The sequence below is a fragment of the Synechococcus sp. MIT2312 genome (assembly GCF_059772315.1).
Map to the genome: position 1 here is coordinate 1,001,233 of NZ_CM186281.1, position 25,393 is coordinate 1,026,625.

Sequence of the window (25,393 nt, forward strand, 5' to 3'; positions counted from 1 at the left end):
ACACCTGTTAAAGACAGAGTGGAATCGGCAGAATGGGCAAAGACAACATTCATCAAAGCACTGAGGATATCAACAGTGATGAGTCAGTACCCCACGGAATGGCATCTCGACGAAGCTGCTCTGGACTGGCTAGACCAGCTTCTCGACCAAAAATACCGTGATGGTGTTAGCAGCACTGATCTCTCCGCACATGCACGTGCAAGAGAAATGGTTGATTTATGGCGTGCACAGATGGGGTCACGACGCCATCAGGAAGATCCGTAAACAATGGCCGGAATCAATGGACTGTCATGAACAAGACGGAGGGATGACCGAAGACGAAGTACCAATAAGACGCAAACTATTAAACACAACAATCAAGCTAGTGCCCGTATCAGCGAAAACAGCCTGCCACATGGTTGCATAGCCAAACAATGCCAACAAGAGGAATGAGCCCTTTATAAGCACAATCAATGCAATATTCTGCCAAAGAACATGCAACGTGTTACGAGAGATTTGAATCACATCAGCAAGCCGTATTGGATCGTCATCCATGATCACAACATCAGCAGCCTCCATCGCCGCATCGCTACCGGCTGCACCCATGGCAAAACCAACCTGTGCTCCGGCCAAAGCGGGCGCGTCGTTAATACCGTCTCCGACCATACCCGTTGGAGATTCAGCCTGCAAATCTTTTAAAGCGAGTAATTTCTGTTCAGGAAGAAGATCGCTCAGAACTTGATCAATGCCAATCTGACCTGCAATTAAATTGGCACTAACTTTATTGTCACCACTAAGCATAACTGTTCTAATCTTCATTCGATGGAGAAGATTAATTGCTCGTGCAGATGTGGGACGAGGCTGATCAGCAACAGCCAACAAAGCCAGAACATGCCCGGCGTCGGCAAGTAGAGACACACTACAACCTGAACTCTCATGACTCATAATCAACGATTCAATATCTGGACCGATAGGAACGATCTCTTTAAGCCAACGTCGATTGCCAAGGTAAAAACGTTGATTGTTGATTAGAGCTGTCAAACCCTTACCAATCAGAGCCTCAAATTCTTCCGCCTGTAGGTGGTCAACATGGAGACCTGCAGTGATCGCACGCGATACTGGGTGCTTGGATTGCATAGCCAGGGAGACACAACACTGCTTGAGGTGCTCTAGTTGAACATCCCCAATCAATGAATGAAACTCAACCAATGCAGGACGTCCAATCGTTAAGGTTCCAGTCTTGTCGAACGCAAGAGTCTTAAGTCTGGGGATCTGTTCAAGAAAAAGACCACCCTTGATGACAATTCCTCTTCTCGCTGCAGCCGTTAAACCACTGACAAGCGTGACAGGAGTTGCGATCACAAGCGCACATGGACATGCAATCACGAGCAATACTAATGCTCTATAGATGGCATTGAAAACAGTGACGTCAAAGAAAACAGGAGATAGAACAGCAACAGCAATGGCCAAATAAAAAACAGCAGGTGTATATTTGGCAGCAAATCGATCAACAAAACGTTGCATCGGAGCGCGAGATGCCTGCGCTTCCTCCACCGCACGAATAATTCGAGCAATGGTACTTTGAGATTCAACCGATGTAACACGGAATATAAAAGAGCCTGTTGTGTTGAGAGTTCCAGCAAATACTTGATCACCAACAAGCTTTTCTACAGGCAAGCTTTCACCGGTGACGGACGACTGATCAACTGAACTTTGACCAGCGCTTAGAACACCATCAAGTGGAATCCGGTCACCAGCATCGACTCTGACAAGATTGCCAGCCCTGATGTTCTTCACAGGAACACTCTTCCAGGTGCGATCACTCATTTGCACATGCGCAAAATCAGGAGCCAGTTCGCCAAGCCTGGAGATAGCATTTCTTGCTCTATTGGAGGCCTGAGATTCCAACTCCTCTGCAATTGAGAATAAGGACATGACCATTGCCGCCTCAGGCCAATAACCAATAAGACATGCACCAGTTACTGCAACTGACATCAAAGCATTCATATTCAGTTTGATCCGCCGCAAAGCTGAAATGCCCTGAAGGTATACAGGCAAACCAGCCAAAAGGATGGCGCACAAGGAGCTCACAACCACCAGAGCTCGTTCAATCGTCGTACCAGAAGATAAAAGTTCTAGGATTTCAGCAGTAACAGCAAAAATGAGCGAGAATAACAAACGTATCCAAGAAATCTTCCGAACACTCCTAGCCATATCAACATCAGGTATGACCTCAACCCCATAACCTATTTTCTGAATCAGAACGCGTGCAGATGTCAGAGCTTGAGGCTTACCCGACAGAACTAAAGTGCGCTTGGAAAGGTTGAAGAGTTTGTTGCTGATACCTTCAATCCCATCAAGTGCAGCCTCGATTTCAAGTTGTTCGCTGGTGCAATCCATTCCAGGGATAGACAAAATTATTTCTGAACCAGGATCTACATCACCCGAAGAGACAGAATTCATATCAGTCATAAAAACTACTTTCAGAGAACATTTAAATAATGCAAAAACCAAGGTTAAGACTACAATTAATGCATTATTAATAGAACTAGTATGAACACAATCAACGAGGCCACAGCATAATAACGAGGACTCCAGAGAGCGCAATACCAGCCCCTATCAGGTCGCCCATATCAGGCAAGTATCCATCAAATTGTCTAGCCCAAGCAAAGGCCAAAACAATAAAAAAGCCACCATAAATAGCATAAACTCTGCCGAAATCAGAAGTTGGCTGCAAACAAGGTACAAACCCATAGCCAATCAGTGCCACAACTCCTGCAGCCGCAAATGTCCAATTTTTATTCTCTCTGACGGTTTGCCAAACAAGCCATCCTCCTCCGACTTCAAGCAGACCAGCTGCAATGAATAGAAGGATCGATAGCGCAACCGTCTGGGGAGTCCACACGAATGATGACTTCAAGACTGGAGAGCTGACTGCATCTCTTACAGGTGAATTAGCTGGACCATCGAATTCTTCACTTGTCACTGGTCCACTAGCTATCTAGATTCTATGTAGCCATCGGCCTTCAAACTGTCAGCACCAAATGACACATTGAAGGTAAATTATGAAAGTAGTCATCCATGGCCAAATCAATCAAATCAATGAGCAAATTACAGACTTACAAATCAACTGAAATCAAACCTCAATGGTGAACGCGAGAAGAGAACTTGATTGCGCTGTGGTCTGCAGCATCACAACCGAAAATAATTAAGTGATTCAAAGCTGTCGCTCCATAAACCATCAAAATTCAAGTGGAGATCTGTAGTGCCGTGCTTCGAAACTCAGTTCTAGCCACAACAACGCTGCTGGCCTCTGGCCTGCTTCTGCAGGGTTGCATTCAAGATAAATCAGCAACAACTCCCAACCTTTCCGCCTATGGAAGCGAGGTGAGACGAGGACGATGGCTTGAATTGGTCTCTAGGAGAAAAAACAATCAAAAGCCTCCGGCAGGCTCAATCTTGATCTGGACTCCAAACTATGAGGGGATGAACCCACTGGTCCAGAAAAAAATTGATCAGACCGTGAAGGATCTGATTCAACGTTTTGAAGAAAGATACAACATGGTCGATGTGATCTGGAGAAAATATTCAGACTCAAACATTTACAAAAGATATTCGGAAAAGGTTAAAGAGGGCTTAGGCCCCGACTTGTTATTGGCTCATAATTTCATGATCCCGACTCTCAGCAAAAAGAATGAAATCGCAGCGATACCACCAAACAGCATAAGGATTAAAGAAATACGGCCAAAACTGTTACAGGCCACGAGAGCTAATGGCACGCTTTATGCAATACCGTTCATCATTAATGTTCAATTACTTTGCGTGAATAAGCAAAACGTAAAAAGCGCACCCAAAACTTTTAACGAGCTACTTAAACTTTCCAGATCAGGCATTTCAATAGCCATAGGAGGGAATTTCCTTGAAACAATATGGGGACTACCAGGATTCAATGCAAAATTATTTGGCACCAACAAGAGCTCCGCTGAGGACCTCAAAGATGGTCTGAGTGATTGGATCAAGACACTCAGAAAAAGTGATGAAGAGCCTAATATAGCCCTGTTTAAAAACTCGTCATTGATGACAAGATATTTCGCAGAAGGTAAGATTAGTATCATCAATTGCGAATCAATTGACCTACCATTCATAAGAGATGAGCTTGGAACTGAAAATCTCGGAATCAGTGAACTGCCAAGCATTAATGGTAAAAAATCCGAACCAAGACTAACTGGGGCATCTTTTGTATTGAATCCATTCGCAAGCAAAAACCAAACAAAACTTGCCTTGCGATTCAGCAATTATGCAATCAGCGTTGATCAGCAACAACAAATCGCAATCAATTGGAACTCACTTTTGCCAGTGAACAAAAATAGTGACTTCAACCAAGAGCTTCTTCCCGTTCGAGATACATCAGAAAAGGCTTTTGCTAACTCCTCTGAATTGACTGGCGAAGAACTAGAAACAATGATCTTGAATTACAACTCAGTCCAGCAGCTCTATCAAGATGCAACCGCAGGATTAATCGACCCAGTGAAAGCAAGCAATGAAATCATTGAACTGTTTGAGGGTAAGAAATGACCACAACAACTCAAATCAATTTGGAACCCATTACTCAGTTCTATAACGAGCTTTGGCATGCTGGGAGTCGACCGGCAGTAAGCATACAGTTATTAATTATCATCATCAGTTTGTCCGTTGGGTTAATTATTTCATCAAAGATCAGAATCAATTTCAAACGTTTAAGGGCTCCGATCAAGCCGAGAGCTACTGCAGCATCAATAGCACTCATTGCGTTAACGCTAATCTATACAACAATGGAAGTTATACAACGGCCTAACGGACTCATTCAACACGCATTGGCAATATTACTAGCCTACATCGTACTCAATGTTCTATTTCAATCGCTCACCCATTCGGTCAGCAAAGATAAAGCCGAAAAATTGAATCAATACAAGAGAAGGCTGTTCATGCCAGCTTTTATAGGATACCTTCTCTTTATCGCAATTCAAACATTTGGAGATCCATCATCATTCCTTACTACGCCTATTATTCAATTATTTGAAGCACCTTTTAATATTGGCGACGCCTTATCAATAACAATTGGCCTGTATTTATGGGTTAACTTGTCGTCATTCATGACGCAAATACTTGAATGGTTTTTCGGGTCTCACAAAACAGAAAACAGGGAGATTTCAAAAGCTATTTTCATTTTAATTCGTTATGGCCTTGTAGGCTTCGGCATTTTTGTCATCATTGGAACAATTGGCATTAATCCAACAGTATTTGGCCTAATTACCGGGGGACTCTCTGTAGGTATTGGTCTTGGGCTCAAGGAGATTATTAGTAACTTCGTTAGTGGCATCTGGTTACTCATGGAAGGTTCAACCAAGCCAGGTGATGTGATTAATCTCAACCTTCTCGATAGCTCAGGTGAAGCGTTTCAAATCGCCGAAGTCACAGATTGCGGCTTAAGGGCAGTGACTGTGACAAACCAGAGTGACCATTGCGAGAGAATCATTCCAAACAATCTATTTTTCACCAATCAAATCACAACGTATACTAAAAACCACAACATTATTGCCAGAAAATCCTATTTTGGTGTGAGCTATGGAAGTGACCCAAATCAAGTCATCAAGTTGATTACAGGCGTTGTGACATCACACCCGGAAGTTCTTGCCAATCCAGCACCGTCAACCGTATTTGTTGCCTATGGCGATTCAAGCCTAGATTTTTATGTAAAGTTCTTCATTCAGGATGTGAAGGGAGGTATTCGGGTTACAAGCGATGTCAATCTGATGATTTGGAAGACATTGAAAGAAAACTCGATCGAAATACCATTTCCCCAGCGCACCCTTCATGTCCCAGACTCGATTGATATTAGATACAACGATTCTGAGCAAGACTCATTGTCATAAACGTACTGCGAATCAACAATATCCTTTCAATCAACAAATCGAATCAAAAACAGATTTTCGTTATTTGATTCGATCGTACGACTCGTGCTGAAAGCAGCAAACAGAGCTTCATTGACGCTTTGATTTCCAAGGCATCGGTCACCTCAGCGCAGGCTGACGCTGATCCAACAGCTCATCGGCAGCCTGATTCCCACCACCAGTCCACATGTCGCCCCCTGGACCGCCAGTCCAAGCAGATGCACTCGGACTGGAGTCATCGGGCAAGGGGGCATTCTGGATGTCTTGGCTGAGTTCAGAGGGAGTCACAGGTCCATCGACGGCAACCATCAAAAGGGCAATCATCAGGAGGGTTTCCATCTCTGATTCGGCATACCACCCTTCATAGCTCGAAATCGCTGCGGATTCGATCGATCAACCATGAGCACAAGCTTGGATCGACTTTGTCGACACTTGATCCCAAACGTGCTGAGTTGATGACATTCAAAGACAGCTGAGAAACAAACGAAGTCAGAATCGTGTCCATGCTGAACCGATATCCAAACCCGTTTGAAGCATGTGACAAGCCTCAGGGAGAAGGCTGGCTTGTGAATGGCGACCAACAGTTGGTTGTGCAATTCAAGCCCGATTCATCAACAAACCATGGGCAGTGGGTGGAATTGAGAACGTACATTTGGGTGCGCCCACAACCGCCGGTTCCCCAGTCAAGACGAAAACTCACCAACCAAAACGCCAGTGAGGCCTGGAAACATATGGTGAAAGTGGGATGGCGTCGATGCGCTCCGCCAGTGCGCTGACGGGATCATACGAGCGATGGATCAGCGCGGAATGTAATCCATAGGGTCATCAGCATTACCCAAGCTGCAGGGTGTTTCAGCACGCCCGCCCGGCAACATGTTGGCAGGAATCATGCCATCTCTGTAGATCTCACAGAGCTTCTCTGGCGTGCGGCTGTCCACCCAAGCCTGAAAAGTTGAATCATCAGAGGCAATGAGCTGAGCAATCAGCAACACTTCGTGCACGGTTTGTTGGATTTGATAATCGCGCCAACTCTGAATCAGATCTGCTCTAAAAGCATGCCTTGAGTCGATAGCTCAACACGCTGACATGCATCGAACACAATCATCAGAATGAAAGTGATGACACCCTCCTGGATTGAGAACAACTCCAGGAGCAGGTCGATCGCCCGATTGGTCAAAGCCACACAGGCTGAAAAATCAGAGAAGAACGTTGCAGGTCAGGCGCTAGTGAGCATCTGGATCACACCCAAAACAAACAAAACAAGAACAACCGTTGCAAGAAAGGACTTGCCACGATTTGCGATACTCGCTTGAATCATTTGAATCATGTGTTCCTTATCACTCAAGTCGGCCCAGATCAATATCAGCAGACATTACATTAATTCGCTACTCATTCGAGTAATTCCTCGCGCCCAAAAGATACCAGGATTGTTGCCATTGCAATGAAACAAGTAGCAACTGAACCTGCATCGAGCGGAAATGATTCAAGGAGTGGAACTGCATAAGCGTCTTGATGCATTACCCAAACCTGGCCTCTCTGAGACTCAGACGGTTCTGGCCACAGGACTGAAAGAGGCGGGCCAAGACCGACCGACAGCAACACCCACCAACATATTTGAACGCTTCACGTCAGCAGCCCTGAGCAGGCGCCACCAGAGGCCCCTGCAACAACAACAAAGCTCAGCCCATCACTCCACACAAACGAAACTGATTCTCATCAGCAGATTTACTCTCCTGATTGTGATTCTCAACTGCATATCTTTGACTACTGAATGTGATTCTCAACTGCATATTTTGATCCCTTAATGTTCGGTTTTTACCCGTATCTTTCGCCCTTTTGTGATGTAGAACTGATTCATCCCTCCAAGAGGTTCGACATGACAAATTCAGCCACCGCACAAGCCACCATCGTCATTCCCGTCGGTCCTGCAGGCCGCGCCATGGCCGAGCCCATGTCCAGCGAAATGCTCGATCTCATGCAGGCTCACCTCAACCTCGAGCGGCAGTCCGCTGCTGCCTATTTCGCTGCTGCTGTCTGGTTCGCTGAACGTGAACTGGTCGGCTTTGCCGAGCATCTCCGCGATGAGGCCAAACAGGAAGAGCAGCATGCCGCCAAGTTCGCTGACTATCTGATCTCCAGAGGTCAGAGGCCTGTTCTCGACACCGTTGAACCACCTCGCCAGCAGTGGCCTGATGTGGAACAGGTGATCGCCAATGTCTTCCGCATGGAAGCTGATGTCACCGCATCGGTGCTGCAGCTCTACGGCACCGCTGAACAGGACATTGATCGGCGCACCACTGTGTTCCTTGATCCCATCGTCGATGATCAGCGCCTGTCTGAGCACGAAGCCGCTTATCTGCTCGGCCGCGTCAAGTTCGCTGCCAACAACCCGGCTGCCGTGATGATCATCGACGCTGAACTCAGGGAAGGCGAGGCCGAACCCGCCAAGCTCGAAGGCTGATCCATCAGCTCAAAGTCCTACCTGCCAATCCCATCCACCATCCCGAAAGCCCCGCTCACTGCGGGGCTTTTTTCATCTGCGCTGACCAGAGTGGTCAACAAAAAAAATCCTGAAATGAGCAGCAACTTGCTGTTGTCAAGCAGTGCACACGCTCATGATGAGACTTCTTCCAGTCGATAGCGATGACCTGGACCTATCTCGCCTGCCTGATCGCAGGCGGAGTTTTAATCACACTGTCGATCGCTGGTGAATCAGACAGCATCCTTGATGGTGAAGTTGCCACAGGGATTGCTGAAGGTGGCAACCCGGCTGTTCTGTTCAGCACATCGTTCTGGTCTTTTTCGCTGGCCGGGTTTGGTCTCTGCGGTTTGCTGCTGCAACTTTTTGAAGGGACAGCGTCCTCCCGCTTCAATCTGCCCATCGCACTGATGCTGGGAGTCAGCCTGGGATGGTGTGCTTCGCTTGCGTTGCGCTTCCTGGCCAGACGTGATGCCAACACGGTCGTGCTCACAGGGGATCTGATCGGACTGGAAGCCAAAGTGACCTTGCCGCTCAGTGAAAGTCAACGGGGCTTTGTGGAGACATCGGTGCGCGGCAGCCTGGTGCGACGGGCAGCACGCAGTGCCTGCGGTCATTTGGACCGGGGCCAGAACGTGGTGATTCTGCGATGTGAGGGCACCACATTGATTGTCGATGCTCTGAACATGGTCAGCTGAATCAGGCGTGGCTAGGGAAGGTCAATCGCCATCCCCTGTATGCACCACAGCCTGGCAACCGAACCGGCGCCGGTTCTTGCCCAACGACAACCCAGCAGTTCTCCTGCAGCGGCAGTGGTGACGATCGGTTCCAGCGTTTTTGTGGTGATCGTTGCACTCACCCTGATCAGTCGCTGGATGATTCGCATCTGCAGACCCAACGAAATGCTGGTGGTGACCGGCTCCAAATCCAATCAGGGCAATCAGGGCGTCAAGGGCTACCGGGTTGTTGCCAATGGCGGTTGCACCTTTGTGAAACCGATTCTTGAAACAGCCAGGCGCATGGACGTGACCTTGCTGCCCGTACTGGTTGAGGTGAACAACGCCTACTCAAAGGGCGGGACTCCGCTCAATATTCAGGCGATCGCCAATGTGAAAGTCAGCACTGATCCAGAGGTCCGTAACAACGCGATCGAACGTTTCCTCGGTCGGGATAACAAGGAGATCGTGCAGGTCGCCAAAGAGAATCTGGAGGGCAACCTTCGCAGTGTGTTGGCGCAGCTCACCCCGGAGCAGGTCAATGAAGACCGTCTGCGTTTTGCTGAACAAATTGCAGATGATGTGGGTGAAGATCTGCGCAGGCTGGGACTGCAGCTCGACACCCTGAAAATCCAGAGTGTCTACGACGACGTCGACTATCTCAATTCGATCAGCCGAAGGCGCGTGGCCCAGATCGTGCGAGACGCTGAAATCGCTGAAGCAGAGGCCATTGGTCAGGCCGAACGCATTGAAGCCGAGATGGAGGAAGTGGCTGAGGTGGTGCGAACTGAAGCCGACACCGTGGTCCTTGAAAAAGACAACGACGTTCGAACCAAAGTGGCCCAGATGGAAAAACAGGCCCGCTCAGAGGAGGAGCGGACTGAAGCCGCCGAACAGGAAGCCAGAGCTCGTGCCGAGCAGCAATTGCAGAAGGTTCGTGCTGAGCTGGAGCGTTTACGCCTGAAAGCTGAAGCGGTTCTTCCATCCAAGGCTCAACAAAAAGCCCAGGAGCTACGGGCTCGTGGTCAGGCGGCAGCCACTGCAGAGGATGTCAAAGCAAGCGCTCTTGTCAATGACATGCTCACTCAGGTCTGGGAAGACGCCGGCAGCACAGCTGAACTTGTCTTCCTGTTGCAACAGATCGAGATGGTGCTTGAGCAAGCAACCCGGCTGCCCGCGCAGCTCCAGCTCAAACGCATCACGGCACTCGATGGCAATGACGCATCGAGCCTGGCCAGCCTCGTGGCCTTGAACCACAAAGTGGTTCGTCAATTCTTCGAGCAAGTCAAGGACATTCTTGGCGTTGATCTGCTCGGCACCTTGTCCTCAACGGGAGTGAAGTGATGTTTTTTGCAGTTGGTCTGACTGGAGCCGCTGGCCTGTGGGCCTTTGTTGTGCTTCTGCGTCAGCTTTACTACATCTGTCAGCCCAGCGAGGTGCTGATCTTTGCCGGCTTAAGCAAAACAACCGGAGATGGGCGCAAGGTGGGTTATCGCACCGTGCGAGGCGGCAGTGCTCTACGCATCCCTGTTCTGGAAGAGGTGATGCGACTCGACCTCAGCAACATGATCATCGAGTTACGCGTGGAGAACGCCTACTCCAAAGGAGGAATTCCACTGAATGTCGCCGGAGTGGCCAACATCAAAATTTCCGGTGATGAACCTGGCATCCATAACGCGATCGAACGTCTGATCGGCAAAAGTCAGGATGACATTCGCCACATTGCCAAAGAAACCCTGGAGGGGAATCTGCGGGGTGTGATGGCGAGCCTGACACCAGAGCAACTCAACGAAGACAAGATCACCTTTGCCAGAACCTTGCTGGAGGAGGCCGAGGACGATCTCCAGAAGCTGGGACTCGTGCTCGACACTCTTCAGATCCAGAACATCTCAGATGATGTGCGCTACCTGGATTCAATTGGCCGCAAACAATTGGTGGAACTGAAGCGAGACTCCCGAATTGCAGAAGCGGAGGCCACGTCTCAATCGGCCGTCAAGCAAGCTGAAAATGCACGCATCACCTCACTGCGTCGACTCGACAAAGAGCTCGCCGTCGCCACAGCCAATGCACAGAAACGGATTAAAGATGCTTTAACTCGCCGGGATGCTCTGATCGCCGAAGTGGATGCGCAGGTTGGTGCGGAACTGGCTCGAGCCGAAGCTGAATTACCGGTTCAGGAAGAACGGATCAAGCAGGTAATGCAGCAGCTCGAAGCCGATGTGATTGCGCCCGCGGAATCCGAATGCGAAACGATGATGGCGGATGCCAAAGGAGCAGCGGCTTCCATCGTTGAACAGGGACGATCGCAAGCCGAAGGCCTGCAGGAACTCGTGACATCACTGAAACGATCGGGCTCCGATGCCAAACGTCTGTTTCTGCTGCAGAAGCTGGAGCCACTGCTCACCATGCTGAGCGACACGGTACAGCCCATCGAAGTGGAGGAGGTTTCCCTGATTGGAGAACGCGATGGACAGATGAACCTCTCGATCGCCACCCTGCTGCGCCAGCTTCAGGACAGCACCGGCCTACGCCTGCCCAATGCCATCGAGAAGCCATCCATGGATCAGCCTTCAGCATCTGGATCAAACCCAACGTCCAACTGATCACGCAAAAAATCACCAACGTCCAATGAGGTGAAGGTCAAACGAAACCAGTCAGCCACGAGGCTTTGGACTGAACAACCTGAACAGAAGACTGATCAGTGCGATAGCAAAAAGTAGTGACTGCTGGTCATTGCAAGTTTGATCATGAAAATCTTATCGATACAGCATGAATCAGAAGCTCAAGAAACTCAATTGGGATCATTGGTGGCTTGATCTCCTTGGTGGATGTTTCGGTATTGCCATCGCGCTTGGCCTGGTGCGATTTGATTTTGGGATCATCGGCAGCCTGATGGCAGATGCAGAATGGATCGCCGTTGAAGACATTGGCAAGCTCGCTGCCATCAATATGTTCGGCTACCTGGCCGGCTGTATTCAACAGGCATACACGAAAAGTCGTGAGGCGTCGATCAGATCCATACGCATCGCAATCGTTGTAATCATTGCTTCCATTGTTCTGGAAGGACGATTGATTCATTTCACCAGTCAATCAATCCTTAGGTGGCTTTGTGGATGGGGAGCTGCGCATCTTGTCTCTGGCCTACCGACACTCGCGCTGGAACGGATCCCAGTCCAATGGAGGAGAAAAGCAACCGGACTGATCATGTGCGGAGGAGGAGTTGGATCATTACTTGGAGCGGTTGCAATCGGTTTATTCTCTCCAACGTCTGCACCCTCAGCCTGGAACATTCTTGCAATACTGACTGTCGTGCTCAGCCTGCCGACACTTAAGTTAGTGTCGAGAAATAAACGCATGCAAGCAACCGATAAGAAGTCTGATTTAGGGCCAGAACAAGATCATCGTCTCCATACAAGTCGCCAACAATTCGGTGTCCTCATTCCCGTTATTGTTCTGGGATTTGCACTGATGCAGGTTGGTCAGGTGCCGGCAATTCTTTACGAGCCGCTGGTTGCAATCAAAAAAGTTGGACTAACCCCCATGGTCTCAAGCAGCGTCGACAGCCTGTTCGGAATCGGCTTGATCATCGGCGGATTAATTCCGACACTAGCGCCTTCAAAACTAACAACCAGGTTATTCCTGCCTGTAATCTCAAGCGTTGGACTCTTAGGAGTGATTCTTTTTGGGGTTTCGGAAAATATCCTGATGTTATCGGCATCTATTTTCCTCATTGGAGTCTGGGATATGATGACTGGAACACTTACGCTTGACAGGCTAGGACAACTTTGCGACGAAGATGCACAACGGCGAGCATGGTCTGTTGCCACATCAATAGGAGCCTTAGGCTTCATCATCTTCTCATCTGCCACAGCGCAGCTCGCAAGACAAAATCTTGACCTTATTCTGATCCTAGGTGTTACAGCAGTAGCCGTACAGTTTGTTCTTGAATCGATCCAATATTCGATATCCTCGAAGTAAACAGATCAATTGATTTCTGAGCGAGCCACTGCAATCCAGTATCAACCGTCGCTTTGCAGCGGAACGCGGTTTCAAGAGCCTGCTGAGTTTGACTGAAGATTGAATCAAGCGTAACTCTGACAAGCCCAGGTTTCTGCTACGAAGAATGATCTTCATATCAAACTCGTGCAGCACTATCTGATTGTCTGGAACTTCCCAACAGTTGCAGGCTCATGGGAAGCATGCCCCTCTTTTTCTGAATACATCAATGCAGGAGGTCCAGGCGACAAATTTGAGGGCTTTGAACTGAGATACCGCGTATGTGATCCCATCGCTGGCAGAGGAATGGCAATTGCGGTGGCGAGTGACATCGGCAAAGTCTGGGCTCATCTGGCGCCTTGGATCAAGGGCTTCGGCATCAAATTTGAGGTCACACCGGTGGTTTCTGACGCAGAGTTTGCGGCAATGTGGCCCGGAATCCAAGCGTCTGCCAACGCTGCATAAGCCAAGACTGCCAACAAGGGGCTAAGCAGAGTTTCTACCTATTGAAAGTTCTGCTAGTTACGTTTCAAAGGGGTCGGGTCAACTTCTATCGATGCCTCTGATGAGTCAACAACAAGAACCAACCTGTCCGATGCCTCAGCCTCAACCCGTCTGCCCGATGCGACCAAGAAGTAGGCGAGAGTAATTCTCTTTAGCAGAGGGGTGAAGGCCGGAGAAATCCGGCCTTTTTGATTGTGGGCATTCAGGACTACTTGAAAAGTCTCATCGTTGACGGATTCAAAACTAATTAATCGACATCATCACCGAGTTCGATTAAAGCCTCACGGAACCACTTGCATTGCGTGCATTCTCAGCTGACAGCACTCAAGGCAATGCAACAATCAGCTGGATCAGCTTCAGAGGATCAGGGTGAGACTGTATTCCAAGAATTCGAGTCGCGTCCAAGGCGTTCACCCAGATCTGACAACCGCCGCATCACATTATTATCAAATATATTGGGGAAAATACCGTCATTGAGAGGCTCCTTGACCGCGATCCACCGCACTTCGACTTGACCAAGGCCACGGAGTTCATTTAACTCTGCCATCGCGTAAAGCTGCCTAAGTGATACGACTTGTCCTGAACCGACTGAAACCTCCAGACTTCTCGCAGCAATACTTGCCCATCCAGTATCACTCGTTATTGGCGATTCTCTGACATTGCCATTAATAATAACCCAATAACGAGTTTTGGGAATTGGAATATCAGGATGCTTTCTTTTCCAAACTGCGCCAAATGTATCTGCAGGATTTGAAGGATGCCATCCATAGTAAAAATTACCTTCAACACCTCCATCAACATAGAGATAACCATTCATCTCGCGAGGAGGGAACATCCCAGGGATGGCAGCTGAAGCGAGAACAACGTTAGTCATTGGTTTTGTGTTCTTATTAGCCAGAGACTTCTTGGCTGCAGCGACAAAATCAAAAACAGCTGGAAATGCCAAATCCAGATTTGTTGACTGAATCAACAGAAGCCGTCCAGGACTAGTTTTATCAACAATTTGTTGTGCGGTTGACTGATCAAAACCTTGACCGATTGCCCTTTCAAGGCCAGGGACTTTCAACAAACTCATGTTACTGGGCAATAAATAGATTGGCTTTCTTAAACGAACAAAATCTGCTGTCGTGTTACGAAAAAATTGATTAATACTATCGAGGCTTTGTTGAGTTCCTATATATGCAAATGGCGCAATTAAAGATCCAGCACTGACTCCTGTCACTCCATCGAATACAGGCATTGATCCTGCTTTATCGGTAACTTTTGACCAACCAACAAGAAATCCCGATCCAAAGGCTCCATTTTCACCGCCGCCAGATATCACCAAAAAGTCCATCGTTGAATTGGGGTTGTCTAAATACCTGGTGTACATTCGATCAACCAAATTCTCTGTCAATCTTCGCTTTCGTTTATGTAGCTCAATGATCTCTTGCTTCCGACGCTCAATCAGTTCGGCCTGCGGAATGTTGGTGCGCTTTGCCAGCCGATTCTCGGAATTAAAGTTGACTGCACCTAAGTACGTCAAGGCGATAAGAACGAGGATTGAGGCAGCTCCAAGACCAAAGGAGGCTGAGATCCACAACCAGAACTGAAAAGAATGTCTGTTTTTCATCAGATTCCGTTGAGCAATCTAATTCTACCAACTCTATTCAGTCGTCTCACAAGACAAGCTATACATCAGTTTTCGTAGGAAATTATTTTTCAACCGTTTCATCTCGTCTCGTCTCATCTCAAGGTTGAGAGTGAGTAAGAGTGACAAGTTGAAGGATGCACAACAGCTTCGCTCGATGACCAAGAATCTGTTGGTGGCTCGTCAGCACTAGCAAGCAGCAATGACATGGGTCATCCGGCAATCACTGAGACTGTGGTCAGTGCCGATTAGAGGCAGTCTTCAAAAAATCAGCTTCTGAAGCCTCGACGATCTTGAGCGGAAGCTGAAAAAGCGCTGGAGACGACCTGATCCATCCAACAGTCCTTGCCTTGACACTGTAAGGAATAGGGAGGAACTTGACCATCAGCGTTAGATCAGCGGATGGAAGCATGATCAATTGATCACTTCAGCCGGACTGACGTGATAACAGGACAGAGATCGCACAAAGCGTGTTTTCTAAGAATGGCAGGCAGCATCCATAGGGCAGCCCAAGAGCAACCATCCGTTGATGACTTCTCCCACAGAGCTTGAACTGAGTCGATGGGACGTTGGAGCGATGATCCCAACAAGAAGCTGTGGATTTCACCGATTGGCTTCGTTGGTGGCAAAGATGACATCATCTGCCGAAGATTCATGTATACCATCGAGCGTCTGAACGACACATCCTCTGAGAGGGAAGTTTGGGTCCCCGAAATCCAATACAAAACAGAATTCAAAGCTTTTGTCAGCGCGCGAACAAAGTGCATGTCCACAGGCAAAACATATCGGGTATTCAATACACATTCAAAGAATGTTCAATGCGTTATCACTTTACGAGACTGTAAGAAAATGTTTAATCTTTGAAGCAGTGATATATCATCCCGCAACAAGCAAGATGATCCTCGATGATTTGAACAAATAGTGCTGAACGATTGGCAGGTATTCAATCAGTCGGATCAGTCTCTGAACTGCGAGTTATCACAAAGCATTAGGAGATACTTGCGTTCGCTGGTGACGTCAGTCCTGCAATTTCCCAATTCCGAGACAGCAAAAACCGCTGCTCTACAGATGAGTAGCGATTTTTGCTGATTGATCAGTGAAAAGTGTTTAATCAAATCAAATTCATTGGCCACTTCAATTGAGCATGATTCCCACCCGAAAATAATCGGGACTGGGCTGAGAGACAAATTCTATTTTACCTTAACAATATTGGTAGTTGGATTATATCCATTTTCGTTATTACTGACCATTTTACTTGGCCCGTAATGCCTCATTACGACATTGAATTTACCAGTTTTATTCCCTTCGCGAATTGGAATATTATTAGGCTGACCATCACAACCGTATCGCACGGTGTAAGTGCCGTCAGAATTTTTTTGAGGATTCATCTCGCTTGAGAGATTTGCAACATCATTAAAGATATAACCATCTCCATTGTAAACCGTGACGGACCAAAAATCTCTGGCTTCTGGGTCTACAAATTTCATTTCGTAGCAACCTGTAGAACTCATATATTTACTTGTTTGATAGATATTGTCCTGAACCATTGCGCCTCCCCAACCGCCAGCAGCACCCACGAAATTCCAATAAGGAGTTTGTCCGCTTTCCTGGTTTCCATAAGCCTTTGACTGGTCGTAACCAGCAGCAAAAATTGCATTGCCTGCAGCTGCGACTTTGCTGAACGACGCATCATCCCATTCTTTGACAACAAACGAGTCTGAGCTGTTTGTTTCAGTCTTGAGATTTCGGCGTGCCTGGTCATCCAATGTCCTGACGACAATAAATGCATGCTTTGTCTTTGCAGTGAGCTTATGCCTGCCAGGACCGTAGATCATCGGCTGGGTTTCATGATTTTCATCTACAACTTGCACGGAAATATATTTATCAGTTTCAGGAATAGTTATATATATACCGCCAGTCATGTCGAAGATTGCCGTTGAGTAATAAGTGTCTCTATTCATGCGAACGACAAATTGCTTAGAGGGATCGCTTGGGGCCACTGGCATTTCCAGAAATTGATTCACACCTCCAGTATTTTTAATAATGTTGTCAAACCGAAGGTTTGAATAAGCCTGAGAGAAATTATCTTCAGTCACAATGATTGGGGAAGATGCATCAGCAACATTTTGTCCATCGATGCTGGAAATATTTTTATCATGCAGATCGACCGCTGTCACAGCAAACCCGTTGACGGCATCAGGTGAAACATGATTAGTTTGAGCTATCGATCCAACGCAAAGTGCACTCAGTGGTGTGAGGATTGCGAGCGGAAGAAATCGGACCACAACAAATTAGAGATTTCTCACAACGTAAACAAATCAATGAAATCGGGCAGCTCAAGCTGATCCCAATCGTGCGGATTGGTCTTTGCAGTCCTTGAGTACAGACATGACGTCATCGACGCCTGGAAAACGATTCGGACCACAGACCTGAGAACGGATGATTGATCCACTTCCAGGCATGGTCGAGCAGGGATCGAGCAATCAGGTCCAACTCAGAGAATCCCCTAGGAGACAACATGTTTCGTTTCGGTCAAGACGAGAGATTGACAACGGACAGCTGATCAAGCGCAGAGGTGGTCTCACCTGAGGCCTTCCTCGCACACGGATCAAACCGGATGAGCGCCAGACTGCATCGATGCCGAATCGCTATCGCGCCACTCATGAATCCCCACCGAAGCCCGGAGGAGAGGGCTGGCTGGTGAATGGTGATGCACAGCTGCTCGTGAGATTCAGCAACGACAACCCGACTGCTCATGGCCAGTGGGTGATCTTGAGCACGTATCGCTGGGTGAGGCCACATCCACCGGTTCCGCAGAGCCAGAGGCGCATGCTCCGGCACAACGCCGTGGAGGCCTGGAAAAACATGCAAATGGTGGGTTGGCGCAGGTGCCACGCACCTGTCCGCTGACTGGGTTGCTCAGAGTAGTGGCCAGAATTAGCTCAACCGATGCATTCCCATGGCCAAAACTGAGCGTCACCCAGACGACATCACACATCACCTCTTACGCGCCATTGGCCTGATGCTGGTTCTGAGTGTGGCCGGCGTGTTGGCTTTGGTGGTGGTCAAGCCAGCGTCCTACTGGGAGGGCGTCACCGAAGGTTCGGAACGAGCCCCGGTGCCTTGCGTGAAAGACACCTCAATGGAGATGTGAGCATCCCTCACTCGCCTGGATTTTCAGATCGACGTTGGTTCTGGTCGACAGTGGTCCTGATCGACGTTGGTTCTGGTCGACAACAGCCCTAATCGATGGCGCCCCTCACCCTCACCTCCGAAGAGTGGATCAATGGACACGCGGAAGTGATGTGACTGGAAGAAGGCCGATGGCAGCCGACCCGAAAGAGAAGCTGACTGAAGGCCTGAAGCATGGCCTGTGGTGTAGAGGCCCGCTCCTGATGGATCAGCTCATGACCCGGCGGAAGGACGTGAATCAACTCAGTGCAGCAGCAAGACCCGCGGCAAACAGTGTCGACTTCGAGGACTGCGCCAAGACTTGAGGCTGAAGACCAAGCAGCACAGATGTGACCATGAAGAGGACCGGTGAATTCATCAACAGTGCACAGGATGAGCTGACCGCAATGGTGAGCGACTGGAAAGACGCTAATTGGAAGAGATGACAGAGCCTGTATCGCGGCAATGCTACGGATGGTTCTCAGACTGAATCATGAAACTGAGATTGACCCTGACCTTTTCTGAGATCAATCAGTTGCTGCCATCGGCCATTGCGCTGCTCAACAACGATTGAGCTGACAACATGGCCTCTGGACGAAGGCCTACGAGGGTGTCACGCCAGTCAGCATTGCCTTGGACCAGAACCTCTCAAACTCACGACTTTTGAACACCACAACTTCCTGGATTTCAATGCAGCGGCTGAGCCTTTGCTTGGGATCGACCGCATTGCTGATCACGACAGCACAGACCGCATGGAGCGAGGCCATGAACTATCAATGCTTCGACAGGGAGACTCGTCGCCCTGTCGCGGCGAGCTTGGTCGACCTCAGCACACCTGAAGTGAGTTGTGAAAGCATCACGCCGACAGAACCCACGATCACGTCGCCCGATGAAGGCCTTGCAGAAGAGGCTGAACAACCATTCACTGATCCTGGAATCAGCACTGGACCAAGCCCATACGCCGAAACGTCTCCCGATCAAGAAGTCGTGAATCGATATATTCGCAACGATCCATTCGCAGCACGAAGAGCAATCAATCTTGCCCGAGGTGCTGCAACGAAGAGAAATGGTGGCCTGAGAATTTATCGCCCAGGTATCTGCATGTATGAAAGTGCATCGAATAATCCCTGCCTGATCCACGCTGGACCCGAAGGATTTGAATTCAAGATTCCTGGAGGTGCTCCTGGTTGGGAACAATCCACAGGGTCTCCAGCCCTGATGACAAGGATTCTTGTGAGTGCGGACGGACGTTCAGTGCTGCAGATCGACCAGACGCTGATCAGCGACCCCGCAGCGTTCGACTGATCATCGACGGCGAACATGCGCTCATTGATGCGCACCAATGCAGAGAATCAATGAAATTCGAAACCGCGATTTTGCCTGAGCCCAGCAGACAGCCTCCCGCTCAATCAGACTTGATACAGCCTGGCCGTTCCCCTCAGCGCTGGTTGAAATGCCGGTCATTACGACCTGGAGAGCTCACGGAAACCTTGAGCGCTTCCCAGCATTGGCTTGAATGAAACACTTTCATGGATCAAGCCGAAATCAACAACTGGAAAGCCATCGCTGAGAAGATGGAAGCAAATGGAGACACCAGCAGCTGGTTTTATCTGCGTGCTCGAGCCATTGCTGATGGCAAGCCAGACCCAATGCCCAACGTTTCAGAGTTAATGCCTAACTCGATTTGACCCACAACACTGCCTTTTCAATTGAACAGGTGATGCTCAGCGGAAAGCTGGGTCATCCCTGCTGATCGTGCAGACCTCTGCCCTGATCCTGAAAATGCTGATGAGATCAACCAACATCTTGTGGACATCTCAGAGCTGCCTCAGTCTCAATCGCAGGTGAACCCCGCCTGCGCACGCAGTCAATTCTCAGCTTTCAGCTGGGCTGTAGAGCTTGGAACTGATCGCCATCAGCATCAGAAAAACACTGCTGATGGATAAAACGACAAGGCTTTCGATGGTCTTGAACCGTCATTGGTGAATGACTCTGACAGAGATTTCATCCGCACTGTCCAGTTCAGATAGACAGTCACCATCTGAACACCAACTGGATCATGGCTCGGTCAACATCCTGGCCAAACACCACCGACTGAGCTCTCCTCCTCGAACGCTTCTGAAGGTCCAAACCCCTTGACCGCACAAGACATCGATCTGTATTCGGACCCACCCCGTGGATGTTTTATCGAACACAGCCTGAACAAAGTCATGACATCGAGGGGAGACCCCGATGTGTCGCGAATGTGATTGGCACAGCTCGCCAGAAACGGGTACACATGGCGCGCCCGGTGGGCAGCACATCTACGCCAACGGCTGGTCTTACAGAAGCAATGGCCTCAACCTGATCAATCCATGATGGACGACTGAATCTTCGAACATTGGCCGTACCAAGCATCAGGATCGAACCCACTGGAAGGGAAAACAGTGATCGAGAACAAACGATCATCTCCACGAATCTGAACCTCATAATCTTTTTGCAAATTTTGATTTTTAAATTTCGCCATTAAAGTTTTCCCATACATTGTAATCGGAATAGGATATTTGCCTGCAGATAATTCACTGGGATCAATGTCAATCTCAATCAGAGAGGAGGCTGATTGATCCAATTTGTAGCGGACAAGAACTGGATGATTGATCGAAAAACCAGTTGCCACGCCTGAACCCTGCGTCTTCTTACCACGGCACTCAATATGAACAGTATTCTGCTCAACTGAACTTATTTGCGCCTTTAGAGGAAGCAGGGCTACGGAAACAGCTGTAACAAGAACACCTTGAGATAAGCAGCGAAGCATGAGAGTGGCTTTAGTCCGCGCATCATGCCACTTTATTCAGGGTCACGCTGGCGCTTGCGATAACACTGCAAAGACTGCCGATGAACATCACTGCGGCTGCCGGGAGATAGAAGGCAAAGACACAACAATGCTCCCTGCTTTTCCCTTAAGATTTACATGGCCTTTTGGGTTGATATAAATTAAATCAGTTGAATGACATCACACAATTCGTACCTGAGACAACAACTTTTCGCCCTCTACTGATGTCGTAAATTTGAGAACCATCGAGCGAACAGTCGCTATCAGGTTCTTGATTGACAGAGCCGCCTGTATTGCCATCTTGACTGATTGATGAAAATTGCGGGCATTGCTCAATCATTTCACCAACCCACTCATCGACTCCATATTCATCAATATACTTTCCATATTCCGGGAACTTTTCATAGGTAAGCTGTGTCGACAAAGGCCTCGGAGTGCCGCTTTCAAGAAGTTGGCATTCATGTGACGCCATTTTATATGCCCACATCGGCCCAGCAGACAACCTTTCTCCACTTACATTTGCCCCAATAAATATTACCAAGAAAGCCATTAAACGGAAGCGCTTCATTCTATTAAATAAAGGCATCTTGGTCGCTCATGCAGTGTATCCACTATCGCTGAACTGAACTAAACCCACATCACTCAGAGGGGTGAAACAGAAATCTTCCGCTCACCCGCTCGGGGGAGCCTCAGCCGCACTCAGTACCGCAGCAATCCTCTGAGGTCTGATTCCGGCTGAGCTTCGCTCTGCATCGACCGGAACAACACCTGGCATCTGCACGTTTCGGCGTGAACGTGCAGCCACAGCAGCAGCACTGCCTCGCTGGACGGGCTGGCCTGAGTGCCCGGCGGCGGCGAGCATCAGCAGCACGTCTTTCAAGGCGATCATCCAGCTGCTTCCGGCGCCCTTCAGCCAGTCGCTCCAGCAGTGAATCCGTGTCTTCAGGGCTGGGTGCATTGCCTGAGTGCCAGAGCTGACCGTCCGCGACGAACCATGGTGTCCAGCGCCAGCGGCGAGCGCCCGGAGGTGCCCACCAGAGCCGACCTGATGTGGTGAGCTTCCACCAGCCTTCAGCGTTTCGCCAGGGCGTTCTGGTCAGCTCCCGCTGGTGCTTTGCAACCGGCCGGAGACACTCCTCACGACTTGTTTTGAGGGGCTCCTGCTGGGGATGCTTGTGACTGTTTCGGCTACGCATAAGTGCACGTTAAACCGTACCTCGAGGGTCGGTCCTCCCTCTGTTGAGTCACGTTCATCAGCAATAGACAGGAACTGTTCCATTCCGGTCATCACCATGAATACCGATCTCATCAAGTGTCAATGCAACAGCGGCTGTCAGTGCAGCGTCGAGGCTGCGAAAGCTGTAATGCGACACGGCAAAGCCTTCTGCTGTGAACGTTGCGCAGATGGTCTCGCCTGCGGTTGCCGCTGATGGTCTGACCCCTCACACCTCAATGCCCCGCACTTCGCGGGGCTTCGAGGTGGTGAATGATTTGGAGGGAGACCTTCACAGCTTGCGTCTGTACAAGTTTCCACATTGCTTCAGAAGCGCAACTGGATACCAAATCCTGCGGGTGCTCGATAGACGTTGCCATACCTGAGTCCATAAGCAGGAATCACGCGTGGATAACGGTCGACCTCACGGCGATATTGCCGCCGAGCACGCCTGTATTCACGGGTGTCGCGACGAATGTCTCGGCGTAGCTGCCTCAGCTCCTGCCGTCTTTGCTGTTCGTAGCTGCGGGCTTCAGCCGCTGGTGCCAAGGCACAAGTTGTTGCACCGATCAGACCAGCACAAAGAACAGCTGTGGTTACTTTGTATGTGTTGTTAGGAGTCGTCATTGTTTGAAGGAGTGAATGTTTGGGGTTGCTGGCCCCTCGACTCCTTCAAGATCACAGCTCTTCTGGTGATCCAAGCTGCATAGTTATGTGCAAACCCCTAGAAGTTCTGGTGAGCTTCTGGTGAATGGCTCAGAACACAGTGCCAGCAGGGGCGAAGCTGATAAAGGACCTTGCGACGCCATCGCTCCAGGGCAGCAAGAACCCCGCTAGAGGCGGGGCTTGATTGGTGTGAAGTTGGTTCGTCGGGAGATCGATAGCGACTACTCAACGCCCCCTGCTTTTCCCTTTCGGGTCTTGTATGGCTTTCAGCCTCGCTTTCATGGCTTCAGGCTTCCCGACGGAAGATTCAATCAGAACCTAATTTGAATTCCGAATCCAGGATGACGATAGTTGTACCGGTAAGCAGGAATCACTCGCGGGTAGCCATACACCTCGCGGTTATAGACCCTCCGAGCATGTCGCCAATCACGATTATAGGCTCTCTGGTAATGATCAAATTCGCGAACATCATGGCGAAAGTCACGATGAATTCTTCTTAGCTCATGATGTCGATGGTGATGGTGGTGGTGATCCTTTGCGTCCGCAGCAGGTGGCGCCATCAACATTGAGGAACCAACAACAGCAGCAGCAACGATGGAAGAGAGGAGTTTCATTTGTTTGGTGTGAATAGAGGAGGTCATCCCTCCGATCTATTCATCATTGCTGAACTGGACTATTCCCACATCACCCGATCAGGTGGTCTACCAGGCGCCTGACTCCCCCGTTCGGGTCGGTACCACTGGCTAGCAACTGCAGGGGAGATTCACTCGCCTGGGGGATGTGATTCATCACTGCTCCAGCAAAAGTAGATTCATTATCAATCAACTTTGGTTCTTTCTTGGAATGCGTCCTGAAGAGGAAATCTGGCCTGTCGTACTGATTGCTGGAAGCATCGTGGCTGTTTTGATGATTCTTGCCTTCAGTGATCCAGGAACCTTCGTCTGCGTTGGAGTCTGTGAGTGAATCTCACCTCTTCGGCGGTCATCGCTTCCATTCGCCTGACTTCTGGATGGATGCACGGGAATCGAGAGGGCAGTGCAGCGAGTGAAGAGCGCCAGGATGATTCATCAACTGCAGCCTAAGTTGCGCACAACGTTCATCGAATGCGCTCACAGTGTGGCGTCTTCATCATCGGCTAAGGCTGAACTAAGGAGTAGCCGCCAAAAGCAGTGCCAACTCTCCAGTCCCGCAGTGACAACCATCCTGATCGCCATGACATGGCTCCATACGCGGATGTCCCTTGGCACAAGTCTCAGAACAGAAATGCTGGCCGCCAATCCTGATGGATCGCGTTTCTTCAACGCTGTGCTTGCAAAGCGAGCAGTCGCACAAAAGCAAAGCTTCAGTCATCGCAAAACTCTCGGCAGCAACTCATTCGGTCTATGACCTCCACGGCACCATTTCGCTGGTGGGTTACCGAACAAAAAACACCGCTCTTCAGTGCCTATCGGTCAAGCAGTCGGCGGACCTTGTCCGGAATGACGCCACGTTGACGAACCAAGCAGGTGAGTCGACACCGCGGAGAACAACTGAACCAAGACGGCGTTGATGCTGTGGATGAGTGAGTGAATACAAAGCGGATTTCACCTGAACGAGCTCTTACACAGTTGGACAAGCGGGAATGATCCACTTGGTGTTATTCCAATGGAGCCAAGGAGACCTGAACTCCTGCTCCCCTGCATGCCATGCAGGAGGGTGAAAGAGATGCCATCCCAGGTTGTGAATGATGCACCGTCTTGCAGCCTCAAGATTTTTCCGAGAGAGTATTTGTACTTACTGCTTCGTCATGACAAGCGAGAACCTTCTTGTTCTGTTCGTCAGCTTTTCTTGCGCCTGCCTAGTCCTCAGTATCTACAAAATGAATCGTCCTGCTGAGGGCTGAAAAGCAGTCTGGTAGCGCTGCCTCGCATTAAAACAGGTGCAAATCAGTCTTCATGCGACCGCCAAGAGCGCCTGCTTCGCTCACTCATCAAGACGATGCCCCCGGCCATCACCCAGGCAAGTGACACGCCAAGCATGATTGAAAGCAGTGCCTCCATAGCAAAACGATTGAGGTCTCCAGCCAAAGCTGGATGAACCCAATGTGGCTTTCTGATCAGGGGGTAGAGCGACAGTTAACGATCAGTCGCGTGCAGGCTTGCCCTTGTCGTTGATGGTGTTGGTCTTGGCCGCAACCTTTCTGGCTAGAGCTGCTTCCAGACGCTGCAGCTGTGCATCACGCAATGCAGCGGAAATGCTGAGTGTGAGATCAGTCATCGATTGGCGTTTCCGGCTGCTGCAAGCGCGGGGCTTAATGC

The 25,393-nt window shown here is 49.4% G+C and carries 26 protein-coding genes; 13 read left to right on the forward strand and 13 right to left on the reverse strand.

Annotated features, from left to right (window positions below):
- Nucleotides 1–288: 288 nt before the first annotated feature.
- Together AC6EI9_RS05945 and AC6EI9_RS05950 are read right to left on the reverse strand one after the other, a co-directional pair.
- Nucleotides 289–2,442 (reverse strand): heavy metal translocating P-type ATPase, encoded by a 2,154-nt coding sequence (locus tag AC6EI9_RS05945; protein WP_498469577.1) that lies wholly within the window; start codon nucleotides 2,440–2,442, stop codon nucleotides 289–291.
- A gap of 100 nt (nucleotides 2,443–2,542) precedes the next feature.
- Nucleotides 2,543–2,899, reverse strand: coding sequence for a YnfA family protein (locus AC6EI9_RS05950; RefSeq protein ID WP_498469578.1), 357 nt, complete (start codon nucleotides 2,897–2,899; stop codon nucleotides 2,543–2,545).
- Between the two features lie 350 nt (nucleotides 2,900–3,249).
- Between AC6EI9_RS05950 and AC6EI9_RS05955 the strand changes: the two genes are divergently transcribed.
- Nucleotides 3,250–4,554, forward strand: coding sequence for a sugar ABC transporter substrate-binding protein (locus tag AC6EI9_RS05955; protein WP_498469579.1), 1,305 nt, complete (start codon nucleotides 3,250–3,252; stop codon nucleotides 4,552–4,554).
- Nucleotides 4,551–5,891, forward strand: coding sequence for a mechanosensitive ion channel family protein (locus AC6EI9_RS05960; protein ID WP_498469580.1), 1,341 nt, complete (start codon nucleotides 4,551–4,553; stop codon nucleotides 5,889–5,891). Before AC6EI9_RS05955 ends, AC6EI9_RS05960 begins: the two co-directional genes overlap by 4 nt.
- A 138-nt stretch (nucleotides 5,892–6,029) precedes the next feature.
- Here the strand turns inward: AC6EI9_RS05960 and AC6EI9_RS05965 are convergent, their stop codons facing one another.
- Nucleotides 6,030–6,248 carry a hypothetical protein gene (locus AC6EI9_RS05965; protein ID WP_498469581.1) on the reverse strand — a complete coding sequence of 73 codons (219 nt, stop codon included), beginning with the start codon at nucleotides 6,246–6,248 and terminating at the stop codon, nucleotides 6,030–6,032.
- 164 nt (nucleotides 6,249–6,412) lie between these two features.
- Between AC6EI9_RS05965 and AC6EI9_RS05970 the strand changes: the two genes are divergently transcribed.
- Nucleotides 6,413–6,685 carry a DUF1651 domain-containing protein gene (locus AC6EI9_RS05970; RefSeq protein WP_498469944.1) on the forward strand — a complete coding sequence of 91 codons (273 nt, stop codon included), beginning with the start codon at nucleotides 6,413–6,415 and terminating at the stop codon, nucleotides 6,683–6,685.
- A gap of 21 nt (nucleotides 6,686–6,706) precedes the next feature.
- Here AC6EI9_RS05970 and AC6EI9_RS05975 read toward each other — a convergent pair whose 3' ends face one another.
- Together AC6EI9_RS05975 and AC6EI9_RS05980 are read right to left on the reverse strand one after the other, a co-directional pair.
- Nucleotides 6,707–6,910: a hypothetical protein gene (locus AC6EI9_RS05975; RefSeq protein ID WP_498469582.1), complete on the reverse strand. Its 204-nt coding sequence runs from the start codon at nucleotides 6,908–6,910 to the stop codon at nucleotides 6,707–6,709.
- Between the two features lie 35 nt (nucleotides 6,911–6,945).
- The gene (locus tag AC6EI9_RS05980) at nucleotides 6,946–7,092 is read right to left on the reverse strand and encodes a hypothetical protein (protein ID WP_498469583.1); all 147 of its coding nucleotides are present in this window, start codon (nucleotides 7,090–7,092) and stop codon (nucleotides 6,946–6,948) included.
- A 693-nt stretch (nucleotides 7,093–7,785) separates the two neighbouring features.
- Between AC6EI9_RS05980 and AC6EI9_RS05985 the strand changes: the two genes are divergently transcribed.
- The 6 genes from AC6EI9_RS05985 (at nucleotide 7,786) to AC6EI9_RS06010 (ending at nucleotide 13,565) form a co-directional block, all read left to right on the forward strand.
- Nucleotides 7,786–8,370: a ferritin gene (locus tag AC6EI9_RS05985; protein ID WP_498469584.1), complete on the forward strand. Its 585-nt coding sequence runs from the start codon at nucleotides 7,786–7,788 to the stop codon at nucleotides 8,368–8,370.
- A 182-nt stretch (nucleotides 8,371–8,552) separates the two neighbouring features.
- The gene (locus AC6EI9_RS05990) at nucleotides 8,553–9,086 is read left to right on the forward strand and encodes an NfeD family protein (RefSeq protein WP_498469585.1); all 534 of its coding nucleotides are present in this window, start codon (nucleotides 8,553–8,555) and stop codon (nucleotides 9,084–9,086) included.
- Between the two features lie 39 nt (nucleotides 9,087–9,125).
- Nucleotides 9,126–10,448: a flotillin family protein gene (locus AC6EI9_RS05995; RefSeq protein WP_498469586.1), complete on the forward strand. Its 1,323-nt coding sequence runs from the start codon at nucleotides 9,126–9,128 to the stop codon at nucleotides 10,446–10,448.
- A complete protein-coding gene (locus AC6EI9_RS06000; protein WP_498469587.1) occupies nucleotides 10,448–11,707 on the forward strand; it encodes a flotillin family protein in 1,260 nt (419 codons plus the stop codon). The genes AC6EI9_RS05995 and AC6EI9_RS06000 overlap by 1 nt, the downstream gene beginning before the upstream one ends.
- A 166-nt stretch (nucleotides 11,708–11,873) precedes the next feature.
- Complete coding sequence (locus AC6EI9_RS06005) at nucleotides 11,874–13,082, forward strand: YbfB/YjiJ family MFS transporter (protein WP_498469588.1); 1,209 nt, start codon at nucleotides 11,874–11,876, stop codon at nucleotides 13,080–13,082.
- A 165-nt stretch (nucleotides 13,083–13,247) separates the two neighbouring features.
- Nucleotides 13,248–13,565: a DUF3303 domain-containing protein gene (locus AC6EI9_RS06010; protein ID WP_498469589.1), complete on the forward strand. Its 318-nt coding sequence runs from the start codon at nucleotides 13,248–13,250 to the stop codon at nucleotides 13,563–13,565.
- Nucleotides 13,566–13,968: 403 nt separating this feature from the next.
- On the opposite strand, the gene AC6EI9_RS06015 is transcribed toward AC6EI9_RS06010, so the two are convergent.
- Both AC6EI9_RS06015 and AC6EI9_RS06020 read right to left on the reverse strand, forming a co-directional pair.
- Nucleotides 13,969–15,216, reverse strand: a complete 1,248-nt coding sequence (locus AC6EI9_RS06015; RefSeq protein WP_498469590.1) for a patatin-like phospholipase family protein — start codon at nucleotides 15,214–15,216, stop codon at nucleotides 13,969–13,971.
- A gap of 1,208 nt (nucleotides 15,217–16,424) precedes the next feature.
- Nucleotides 16,425–17,411 (reverse strand): DUF1214 domain-containing protein, encoded by a 987-nt coding sequence (locus AC6EI9_RS06020; RefSeq protein ID WP_498469591.1) that lies wholly within the window; start codon nucleotides 17,409–17,411, stop codon nucleotides 16,425–16,427.
- A gap of 460 nt (nucleotides 17,412–17,871) precedes the next feature.
- Between AC6EI9_RS06020 and AC6EI9_RS06025 the strand changes: the two genes are divergently transcribed.
- The 4 genes from AC6EI9_RS06025 to AC6EI9_RS06040 all read left to right on the forward strand — a co-directional run bounded on the left by AC6EI9_RS06025 (nucleotide 17,872) and on the right by AC6EI9_RS06040 (nucleotide 20,093).
- On the forward strand, nucleotides 17,872–18,144 hold the full coding sequence (locus tag AC6EI9_RS06025; protein WP_498469592.1) for a DUF1651 domain-containing protein: 273 nt from the start codon (nucleotides 17,872–17,874) through the stop codon (nucleotides 18,142–18,144).
- A 49-nt stretch (nucleotides 18,145–18,193) separates the two neighbouring features.
- On the forward strand, nucleotides 18,194–18,388 hold the full coding sequence (locus tag AC6EI9_RS06030) for a hypothetical protein (protein WP_498469593.1): 195 nt from the start codon (nucleotides 18,194–18,196) through the stop codon (nucleotides 18,386–18,388).
- 728 nt (nucleotides 18,389–19,116) lie between these two features.
- Complete coding sequence (locus tag AC6EI9_RS06035) at nucleotides 19,117–19,710, forward strand: hypothetical protein (RefSeq protein WP_498469594.1); 594 nt, start codon at nucleotides 19,117–19,119, stop codon at nucleotides 19,708–19,710.
- A gap of 224 nt (nucleotides 19,711–19,934) precedes the next feature.
- On the forward strand, nucleotides 19,935–20,093 hold the full coding sequence (locus tag AC6EI9_RS06040; RefSeq protein WP_498469595.1) for a hypothetical protein: 159 nt from the start codon (nucleotides 19,935–19,937) through the stop codon (nucleotides 20,091–20,093).
- Nucleotides 20,094–20,752: 659 nt separating this feature from the next.
- Here AC6EI9_RS06040 and AC6EI9_RS06045 read toward each other — a convergent pair.
- The 6 genes from AC6EI9_RS06045 to AC6EI9_RS06070 all read right to left on the reverse strand — a co-directional run bounded on the left by AC6EI9_RS06045 (nucleotide 20,753) and on the right by AC6EI9_RS06070 (nucleotide 25,352).
- Nucleotides 20,753–21,199 (reverse strand): hypothetical protein, encoded by a 447-nt coding sequence (locus AC6EI9_RS06045; RefSeq protein ID WP_498469596.1) that lies wholly within the window; start codon nucleotides 21,197–21,199, stop codon nucleotides 20,753–20,755.
- Between the two features lie 184 nt (nucleotides 21,200–21,383).
- A complete protein-coding gene (locus AC6EI9_RS06050) occupies nucleotides 21,384–21,803 on the reverse strand; it encodes a hypothetical protein (protein WP_498469597.1) in 420 nt (139 codons plus the stop codon).
- A gap of 84 nt (nucleotides 21,804–21,887) precedes the next feature.
- Nucleotides 21,888–22,175 (reverse strand): hypothetical protein, encoded by a 288-nt coding sequence (locus AC6EI9_RS06055; protein ID WP_498469598.1) that lies wholly within the window; start codon nucleotides 22,173–22,175, stop codon nucleotides 21,888–21,890.
- 582 nt (nucleotides 22,176–22,757) lie between these two features.
- Entirely contained in the window at nucleotides 22,758–22,979 is a 222-nt protein-coding gene (locus AC6EI9_RS06060) for a hypothetical protein (RefSeq protein WP_498469599.1), read from the reverse strand.
- 1,263 nt (nucleotides 22,980–24,242) lie between these two features.
- Entirely contained in the window at nucleotides 24,243–24,446 is a 204-nt protein-coding gene (locus AC6EI9_RS06065) for a metallothionein (RefSeq protein WP_498469600.1), read from the reverse strand.
- 771 nt (nucleotides 24,447–25,217) lie between these two features.
- Nucleotides 25,218–25,352 (reverse strand): hypothetical protein, encoded by a 135-nt coding sequence (locus tag AC6EI9_RS06070; RefSeq protein ID WP_498469601.1) that lies wholly within the window; start codon nucleotides 25,350–25,352, stop codon nucleotides 25,218–25,220.
- Nucleotides 25,353–25,393 lie beyond the last annotated feature (41 nt).

Coding starts and splice junctions, on each gene's coding strand:
- AC6EI9_RS05965 (WP_498469581.1), bottom strand. CDS start 6,248: ATGGAAACCCTCCTGATGATTGCCCTTTTGATGGTTGCCGTCGATGGA.
- AC6EI9_RS06050 (WP_498469597.1), bottom strand. CDS start 21,803: ATGCCTTTATTTAATAGAATGAAGCGCTTCCGTTTAATGGCTTTCTTG.
- AC6EI9_RS05960 (WP_498469580.1), top strand. CDS start 4,551: ATGACCACAACAACTCAAATCAATTTGGAACCCATTACTCAGTTCTAT.
- AC6EI9_RS05985 (WP_498469584.1), top strand. CDS start 7,786: ATGACAAATTCAGCCACCGCACAAGCCACCATCGTCATTCCCGTCGGT.
- AC6EI9_RS06005 (WP_498469588.1), top strand. CDS start 11,874: ATGAATCAGAAGCTCAAGAAACTCAATTGGGATCATTGGTGGCTTGAT.
- AC6EI9_RS06065 (WP_498469600.1), bottom strand. CDS start 24,446: ATGACTGAAGCTTTGCTTTTGTGCGACTGCTCGCTTTGCAAGCACAGC.
- AC6EI9_RS06015 (WP_498469590.1), bottom strand. CDS start 15,216: ATGAAAAACAGACATTCTTTTCAGTTCTGGTTGTGGATCTCAGCCTCC.
- AC6EI9_RS06040 (WP_498469595.1), top strand. CDS start 19,935: ATGGATCAAGCCGAAATCAACAACTGGAAAGCCATCGCTGAGAAGATG.
- AC6EI9_RS05990 (WP_498469585.1), top strand. CDS start 8,553: ATGACCTGGACCTATCTCGCCTGCCTGATCGCAGGCGGAGTTTTAATC.
- AC6EI9_RS06070 (WP_498469601.1), bottom strand. CDS start 25,352: ATGACTGATCTCACACTCAGCATTTCCGCTGCATTGCGTGATGCACAG.
- AC6EI9_RS06030 (WP_498469593.1), top strand. CDS start 18,194: ATGGCCAAAACTGAGCGTCACCCAGACGACATCACACATCACCTCTTA.
- AC6EI9_RS06025 (WP_498469592.1), top strand. CDS start 17,872: ATGCCGAATCGCTATCGCGCCACTCATGAATCCCCACCGAAGCCCGGA.
- AC6EI9_RS06000 (WP_498469587.1), top strand. CDS start 10,448: ATGTTTTTTGCAGTTGGTCTGACTGGAGCCGCTGGCCTGTGGGCCTTT.
- AC6EI9_RS05945 (WP_498469577.1), bottom strand. CDS start 2,442: ATGAATTCTGTCTCTTCGGGTGATGTAGATCCTGGTTCAGAAATAATT.
- AC6EI9_RS06045 (WP_498469596.1), bottom strand. CDS start 21,199: ATGCTTCGCTGCTTATCTCAAGGTGTTCTTGTTACAGCTGTTTCCGTA.
- AC6EI9_RS05970 (WP_498469944.1), top strand. CDS start 6,413: ATGCTGAACCGATATCCAAACCCGTTTGAAGCATGTGACAAGCCTCAG.
- AC6EI9_RS06055 (WP_498469598.1), bottom strand. CDS start 22,175: ATGCACCCAGCCCTGAAGACACGGATTCACTGCTGGAGCGACTGGCTG.
- AC6EI9_RS05995 (WP_498469586.1), top strand. CDS start 9,126: ATGCACCACAGCCTGGCAACCGAACCGGCGCCGGTTCTTGCCCAACGA.